This window comes from Scytonema sp. PCC 10023 (genome assembly GCF_963920835.1).
Lineage (GTDB): Bacteria > Cyanobacteriota > Cyanobacteriia > Cyanobacteriales > Nostocaceae > Kalymmatonema.
Map to the genome: position 1 here is coordinate 1 of NZ_CAWUDP010000194.1, position 8,055 is coordinate 8,055.

Annotated in this window: 6 protein-coding genes; 5 read left to right on the plus strand and 1 reads right to left on the minus strand. The window is 44.4% G+C overall.

Annotated features, from left to right (window positions below; translation table 11 throughout):
* Nucleotides 1-278 precede the first annotated feature (278 nt).
* From ACM0OZ_RS47010 to ACM0OZ_RS47025, 4 genes are all read left to right on the plus strand, one after another.
* Entirely contained in the window at nt 279-773 is a 495-nt protein-coding gene (locus ACM0OZ_RS47010) for a hypothetical protein (protein ID WP_414589846.1), read from the plus strand.
* Nucleotides 770-985: a hypothetical protein gene (locus ACM0OZ_RS47015; RefSeq protein WP_414589847.1), complete on the plus strand. Its 216-nt coding sequence runs from the start codon at nt 770-772 to the stop codon at nt 983-985. The genes ACM0OZ_RS47010 and ACM0OZ_RS47015 overlap by 4 nt, the downstream gene beginning before the upstream one ends.
* A 66-nt stretch (nt 986-1,051) precedes the next feature.
* Nucleotides 1,052-1,225 (plus strand): hypothetical protein, encoded by a 174-nt coding sequence (locus ACM0OZ_RS47020; RefSeq protein WP_414589848.1) that lies wholly within the window; start codon nt 1,052-1,054, stop codon nt 1,223-1,225.
* Nucleotides 1,226-1,582: 357 nt separating this feature from the next.
* On the plus strand, nt 1,583-6,166 hold the full coding sequence (locus tag ACM0OZ_RS47025; RefSeq protein WP_414589849.1) for a filamentous hemagglutinin N-terminal domain-containing protein: 4,584 nt from the start codon (nt 1,583-1,585) through the stop codon (nt 6,164-6,166).
* 44 nt (nt 6,167-6,210) lie between these two features.
* On the opposite strand, the gene ACM0OZ_RS47030 is transcribed toward ACM0OZ_RS47025, so the two are convergent.
* Nucleotides 6,211-6,489, minus strand: a complete 279-nt coding sequence (locus tag ACM0OZ_RS47030; protein WP_414589850.1) for a hypothetical protein — start codon at nt 6,487-6,489, stop codon at nt 6,211-6,213.
* Between the two features lie 127 nt (nt 6,490-6,616).
* Between ACM0OZ_RS47030 and ACM0OZ_RS47035 the strand changes: the two genes are divergently transcribed.
* A partial coding sequence (locus ACM0OZ_RS47035) for a filamentous hemagglutinin N-terminal domain-containing protein (RefSeq protein WP_414589851.1) occupies nt 6,617-8,055 on the plus strand: 1,439 nt, incomplete at its 3' end.

An 8,055-nucleotide genomic window follows, 5' to 3' on the forward strand; every position in this document is an offset into this window, starting at 1 on the left:
GGGAATCAGAGGTTTTTAGCTTTGCCTTCTGATTCTTAATTGGTAGCAGTGAGATTGGTTTATTCACGGCTGGGAATCAGAAGTTTTTGGCTTTACCTTCTGATTTTTAATTGGTAGCAGTGATATTAATTTATTCACTATCTTGCGCCGCCGGGAGGACTCCGGATAAGCGCAAAGCAAGGCTGAGTCAAGATTCGCGGGGAAAATTACGTATAATATTACGTATAAGTCTTGAGCTTTCAACGCAGCATTTGCAATTTTAAGGAGGCGCTCAAACTATGCTCAGCAGCAGTAGAAATAGTATTTACAGTGATGAGTTGATTAGTGCGACTGAGTTAAATCGCCAGCCTGGGCGCGTTTTGGACATAGCTGCTTTGCGTCCAGTAACAATCACTCGCAACGACCAAGCCTTTGCATTGCTGCGGCGAGAAGAGATGGCGGGACACATTAAAGCAGCGGCTATGACCAGAGTTGTGGTTGAGGTGACGGGCGTTGCTTACCAATTGAGCCAAGGAAAAGAGATTGGTGACAACCACGAATATGGATGGATGAAGGCGTTTGACACCTCGGAGTTAAATGAACTGGTCGCAGAGGTAACTCATGCATGTAGTGTTGGTTATGACACTGATGATTGGGATATGCTCGATGTCGTGATACATGAGTGGCATGAAAGTGCTATGGCAATTAATAGTCCAGAACTGGAGAAAGCTTTCAGTGACTCGGATGACGAAGTGCTATTGACTCCACCGACTACTGAAAGTGTGATTGCATGAGCCAGATGACGCAAATATATGTAACAGCTACTGCTTCTTCTGAAAGTGTAGTCCCGCCAGAAGAACCACTCTCCAAACCGCCAACAGATATATCTACTATTGAAGAAGCTCTTGAAAACCCAGCCGCACAATCGTCTAAAGGCGCTCAAATTGCTGCACCCGCACCGCAGTGGCTAGTGGTAGCAAAAAATCGACGGGTTAACCGGGACTAGGAATTATTACTGTTGCGTGCGCCCGAAAACGCTCGTCGCTGCTATGAGGATTTATGTACCGCGCCTATGACTAGGAAACCTGGACGGGTTTTTCCGTTAAAAGGTAAACGCTATAAGGGTGCATGGGAATATGAGGTCACAAAAGGAGATAGGGTGTTTTATGTCCCTGATGCCCAACAGCAGAAAGTGGTTGTTTACTATGCAGGAGAGCATCCAAAAAATGCTCCTGTACTTGAATAAAGTTTTGACACACTCTGGGTTGCTGTGTTGTTGATGACACAAAATCATAGAGCAAGCGCTCTTGTTTAAGAAATTCCGAGTTTCTTGCTTTGGACACCAACCAAGACTGATAATGATTCTTATGCAGATGCAGTAAATTTTATCCAATGACGGTTAGCTTAATATATTTTTACCTAATTTCAACCACATTTTACTTGACAAAAATACCTAGTTTGAATATAGTATATTCGTTTTTTGCAAGTCATGCCAATAGCTTAAAATTTGTTGATATCCTTTTTTGTGAATAAGTTGATTGTGCTGACACCTATACTTAATTGAGGATTCACTCGCTAAATTTCCTTTTAATAGGAGAGTGCAATGTCTGGGGTATCTATACGTTTGTACTGGTGGCAAAGTCTAGGAATTGTGATTGGGAGCGTAATAGCCTTATATACAAATAGCGCTCGCGCTCAAATCACCCCAGATGGAACTCTGCCAAATAATTCCAACGTCAGATTAGAGGGTAATACCAGGATTATTGAGGGTGGAACGACAAGAGGCGCTAATTTGTTCCACAGTTTCTCTGAGTTTTCTGTTCCCAGTGGCTCGACAGCTTTGTTCAATAATGCACTCAATATTCAGAACATCCTGACACGAGTAACGGGTAAGTCAATTTCTAATATTGATGGCTTGATTCGCGCTAACGGCACAGCAAACTTATTCCTGCTCAATCCCAATGGTATTATTTTTGGTCCAAATGCCCGGTTAGACATTGGCGGCTCGTTTTCTGCAACTACGGCAAGCAGTTTCAAGTTTCCTGATGGCAGTACCTTCAGTGCGACTAATCCCCAAGCACCGCCATTACTAACGGTAAATATTACACCAGGGTTGCAGTATGGAGCAAGTCAGCCAGGGGCGACTATTACCAACACCGGAAATTTAGCACCCCAGCAAGACTTGACACTAGTAGCTGACAAGCTTGATTTGCAGGGACAGCTAAAAGCAGGAAGAGATTTAACACTGCAAGCACAAGATACTGTGAAAGTACGGGACAATGTGACGACTCCGTTTTTAGCTACTGCAGGTGGTAATTTCACAATTGAGGGAAATCAAGGAATTGATATTTTAGCGCTGAATCACCCAACGCAGACACCGTTTGTGAGTGGGGGCAATTTAAGCTTAATCAGTGATGGGATTATTTCCGGGGATGCTCGCTTTGCAAGTGGTGGGAGTTTTTCGCTCAAGAGTGTATCAGGGGAACTGGCAAACTTTGTCAGCAAATATGACCCAATAATCAGCAGTAATGGCGATGTGGATGTTGCAGCTAACTATACAGGGGCATCGTTGTTAGTCGAAAGCAAGGGTAATATTCGCTTTCAGGGTGATATAAATATCACTACACCGGATACTAGCGCTTTACCTGCTGGACAGGATACTGCAACTTTAAGCCAGAGTACGGCGTTAATTATGCGTTCTGGGCAGAATACTCTAGCTTATGGGGGTGTCAATTCTGGTTCAGTACCTGCATTAAAGAGTGGAACTGTGCCAGAGGGAATCACGCTAGATGGAAATCTGCGCTTACAGCCATTTAATGGTGCTGGGGGAATAGTTCGCCTTGAGGCAGTATCTGGTAATATTATCACGCGTGGCATTAACTCTGAGACAGAGGATGCTGGTAATGGCGGGAACATCACTCTTATCAGCACTAATGGAGCTATTGATACTACGTTGGGAACTATCACATCCCAAATTCGTAATAATTCAGGTGGAACTGGCAATGGGGGAACGATTGTTTTCACAGCCAAAGGTGATATTAGAACCGCTTTGTTAGACTCCAGTGCCGAGAAGGGAAATGGCTCACCAATCCAACTCACTAGCACCAATGGTGCGATTGACACTACTAGAGGAAATTTGTTTTCTGATTCCAAGAGTGGGAATAGTGGTGCGATCGCCTTGACTGCCTTGGGCAACATTACCACGCGCAATATAACCTCAGAAGCAGGGGGTACTGGCAATGGCGGGGACATCACCCTCACAAGTATTGCAGGAGGCATTGACACGGCTGGGGGAACTATCACATCCCAAATTCGTAATAATTCAGGTGGAACTGGCAATGGAGGAGCGATTGTTTTCACAGCCAAAGGTGATATTAGAACAGCTGAATTAGATGCTAGTACCGAGTCAGGAAAAGGTGCGCTGATTCAGTTGACCAGTATCGAAGGAGCAATTGACACCACTAGAGGAACTTTATACAGTGATTCCCGTAGTGGCAATACGGGTGAAATTCTGCTTAAAGCCTTTAACAACATTACGACGGGTGATATCAACTCAATTATTAGATCGTCTAACCCACTTGTTCGGGGTGGAGATATTAACCTGATTAGTGAGAACGGAGAAGTCCGGCTGAACGGCAATATCAGAAATGATACTGATGGAGCAAGCAGAGGGGGAGATATAAACATTAAAGGGCAATCAATATTTATCAATCCTGTACAACTCGTTACTAGTACCTTTAAACAGGGAGATGCAGGTAGTGTGAATATGAATGCCCGCGATACTGTCAACTTTAATGGTGGTGTAGTATTCAGCACCGTACAACCGGATGCAACAGGCAATGGTGGTAACATCACAATCAAAACTGGGTCACTGTTTTTAACCAACGGCGCTCAACTACAAACCTTAGTTCGTGGAGCGTCCGATACACAACCTGGTGGAAAAGGCATTGCTGGAAACGTCAATATCGATGCCCGTGAGATTTCTATCGATGGGCAGAACAGTGCAGTTATCAGTAGTTTACTAGCGGGAGCGGTAGGTAATGCGGGTAATATCAACATTTCAACTGGGTCCGTTAGAGTTACCAATGGCGCAAGACTGGAAAGCACCACATCCGGACAGGGAAATGCAGGGGATGTTACCATTAAAGCCCGTGATACTGTTTCCTTTAATCAGGGTAGTGTATTTAGCAATGTCACTGGCTTTGGTAACGGAGGCAACATAACTATCACTGCGCCATCTCTGAACTTGATTAACGAATCTGCCTTGAAAACTGCTGTAGAGATTGACGGAGAGGGAAAGGCAGGAAATGTGAATATAAAAGTTACAGGTTCGATTTTAATGGATGGAGAAGTAGGAAGTGGAATACCTGCAATCGTCAGTTACATCAGACCAGGAGGCAGAAACACTACAGGCGAAGGAGGCAATATTAGTATTGAGGCTGGTGGGTCTCTGTCTTTGAAGAGAGGATCGGAAATTGGTGCTGGGGTTGGCGATAATAATAGTCCTGGTACAGCTACAGGAAATGGGGGAAAAATATCAATTCACGTCGGGGATGCTCTGTCTCTTAACCAGAGTTTTATTGCCAGCCAACTTTTTTCCAACGGAACTGGCAGTGCGGGAGACATCGAGATTCACGCAGGATCTGTTGATTTGTATCAATCTGTGATTTCTACTACCACTGCTGGACAAGGAAATGCTGGTAAGATTTCTCTACAAGCAGTAGGTGCACTTTCCCTGGCTGATAGTGATATCTCCACATCTGTGCAACCGAAGGGGACTGGTAACGCTGGCGGGATTAATTTAACAGCGCGATCGCTCTTTTTGACCGACGGCGCTCAACTAAATGCAGTCACCTCAGGACAAGGAAATGCAGGTGATATCTTTATCAATACAACTGATAAAGTCAGTGTCTCTGGGACTAACACAATCATTACCCCAACTAACTTCTTCCAACTGATGAAACCCAGGTTTACAACTGCTCCAAGCTTTGTAGATGGAGTTTCCAGTGGAATATTTACCAGTACTAATTCCTCTGGACTTGGCGGTGATGTAATAGTGAATACGAATACCTTGGGGATTTCCAACGGTGCGGTTGTAGATGCTCGCACTACAGCAAGTGGAAGAGGAGGAGCAATCAAAATCAATACGAATACTTTTGAGGCAATATCGGGTGGGCAAGTGAGTGCTATCACCACTGGTAGTGGGTCTGCAGGTAGCATCACTCTTAATACCACTGGCACTGTGACAATAAGAGATAGCGATCCAACTTACTTGGCTCGACTCGCTCAATTCGCCAATGGCAACATGGATATCTATGGCAAACTGAAAGTAGGTAATCAAGGTGCAGCCAGTGGACTAACTGTCAGCAGTACTGGAGCGGGAAGTGCAGGCGACCTCACAGTACAGGCTAACTCTATCCGTCTTAACAACGACGCAAAAATAAGCGCTGACACGACAGGCGGTGGGGGCAATATCTTTCTCAATTCATCTCTATTGCTACTGCGCGGTGGTAGTAGTATCACCACCAACGCCAGTGGAAGCAATATCTCTGGCGGTAACATAACTATCGATGCTAAAAATGGCTTCATCATTGCTGTGCCAAAGGAAAATAGCGATATCAGTGCCAATTCTCGCGACTCTCGTGGTGGTCAGGTAAAAATCCGCTCTGCTGCTGGTATCTTTGGTATACAGTATCAGCCTACACCTACCCTTACAAGTGATATCACTGCCACAGGAGCAAGTCCGGAGTTCAGTGGTACAGTGCAAATTAACAGACCTGAAGTAGATCCCACTCGCGGCTTAATCGAACTCCCAATTAATCTCGTTGATGTCTCTGGGCAAATTTCCACCGCCTGCACTCCTGGAAGTCGCCAAAGCCAAAGTTCTTTTGTATCAACAGGGCGTGGCGGACTACCGATGAGTCCCACTGAACCATTACAAGATACAAGTACTCTATCTGCTTGGGTGAGATTAAGACCAAAACCCGCAAACTCAGCTAAAACAACAATTTCGCCACAACCAACAGCAGTCTCAAATAGTACTAAAGTTGCTGCGACAACTCCAATTGTGGAAGCTACTGGTTGGGTAGTGGATAGCAATGGAAACATAGAACTCGTGGCGCAAGCACCTGGTGTCACTCCTCACAGTTCTTGGCAAACCCCTGCTTCTTGTCCTGCATCTCAGTAAGGTGTGAAATATGCATCCATTCTGGGGCGATATTCTCTGGATATTTACCATTTATTCCCTGAGTTTTTGGCTTTGTTGCAAGCGGTGTTGTTGTGTTGTTTGTTCAACGCAGTCGGGAATTGGCGTTGCTGCTGGGCGAGTATGAATTTTGTTTCGCGCAAAGGCGCAAAGATTGTATTTTTTTGATTTTTGCAATATGAAAGTTTCATACCTAAATTCAGCAACGCCCAGGAATTTCCTACACTCGTTGAAGCAAGTGTGCAAAATCTGCCAAAACTTGATAAAACAAGGTAGTATTTACTTTGTGTAAATAATATAGCCAAGATTTATATAATTAGCGAAAAAATATCCAGAAATCATCGTTTTTTGTGCAGAAGTTGATTTTGCTGATATTTATATTCGTAAATTGAGGATTCACTCGCTAAATTTCCTTTTTTATAGGAGAGTGCAATGTCTGGGGTATCTATACGTTTGTACTGGTGGCATTTAGGAATTGCGATTGTCAGTGCGATCGCCTTATATGCAAATAGCTCAGTTGCCCAAATTACGCCAGATGGGACTCTGCCAAATAATTCCAATGTGCAATTAGAGGGTAACACCAGAATTATTTCGGGTGGAACGCAAGCCGGAAGCAATTTATTCCACAGTTTTTCGGAATTTTCTGTTCCTACTAACAGCACGGCTTTGTTTAAAAATGCCGCAGATATTCAAAATATTATTAGTCGGGTAACGGGTAATTCTATTTCTAATATTGATGGGTTAATTCGTGCTAACGGTACGGCGAATCTGTTTTTGATGAATCCTAACGGGATTATCTTTGGGCAGAATGCACGGTTAGATATTGGCGGCTCATTTTTTGCCACATCTGCCAATAGTATGAAATTTGCGGATGGGTTTGAATTTAGTGCTAAAAATCCTCAACCTACACCTTTATTAACTATTAGCGTGCCTATTGGTTTGCAATTTGGAGCGAATCCTGGTTTGATTCAGGTACAAGGTAATGGTCAGGGAGCAAGAGATTTTGATTCTCCCATCATTGATACACAAGATGCATTACGAGTGCAACCTGATAAAACTTTAGCGTTGATCGGTGGAGATATTAATTTAGAAGGGGCAACACTGAAAACTGCTGGTGGAAGGATAGAATTAGGCAGTGTAGCCGAGAATAATTTAGTTAGCCTCACACCGACTAATAAAGGTTTTGCCTTGGGTTATGGTGGTGTGCAAAATTTTGGGAATATTCAATTATCCCAACAGGCAACCGTGGATGCAAGCGGGGAAGGTGGTGGTGATATTCAAGTGCAAGGCAGACGTGTCACCGTCACAAATGGTTCACATATAGAGACAAGTACTCTGGGGGCAAAACAGGGGGGAGATTTAGTAGTGAATGCTATTGAGTCGGTAGAAGCAAGTGGTCTATCCAGTGGCTTGGCTGCTCAAGTTTATCCAAAGGCAACTGGCAGTGCAGGTAACTTGACGATAAACACTCGTGAATTACTGGTTCGAGATGGGGCAACGGTTTCTAGTAGCACATCTGGTGCTGGCAAAGGTGGCGATTTGACTGTCAACGCCCAGACTGTGGAATTGATTGGCGAATCTGCCGATAGTCTGTCTTTCTTGTCTTCTAACTCAGAGGCAACGGGGAATGCGGGTAACTTGACGATTAACACTCGTGAATTACTGGTTCGAGATGGGGCAGGGGTTTCTACAGGCGCACAAAATGCTGGCAAAGGTGGCGATTTGACTGTCATTGCCCAGATTGTGGAATTGATTGGCGAATCTGCCGATGGTCTGTCCTCCAGTGGCTTGTTTTCTGACTCAGAGGCAACGGGGAATGCGGGTAACTTGACGATTAACACTCGTGAATTACTGGTTCGAGATGGGGCAGG

What these genes read in the sequence shown, in the direction of transcription:
- ACM0OZ_RS47015 (WP_414589847.1), top strand. Translation starts at nt 770, where the DNA reads ATGAGCCAGATGACGCAAATATATGTAACAGCTACTGCTTCTTCTGAA.
- ACM0OZ_RS47025 (WP_414589849.1), top strand. Translation starts at nt 1,583, where the DNA reads ATGTCTGGGGTATCTATACGTTTGTACTGGTGGCAAAGTCTAGGAATT.
- ACM0OZ_RS47020 (WP_414589848.1), top strand. Translation starts at nt 1,052, where the DNA reads ATGACTAGGAAACCTGGACGGGTTTTTCCGTTAAAAGGTAAACGCTAT.
- ACM0OZ_RS47010 (WP_414589846.1), top strand. Translation starts at nt 279, where the DNA reads ATGCTCAGCAGCAGTAGAAATAGTATTTACAGTGATGAGTTGATTAGT.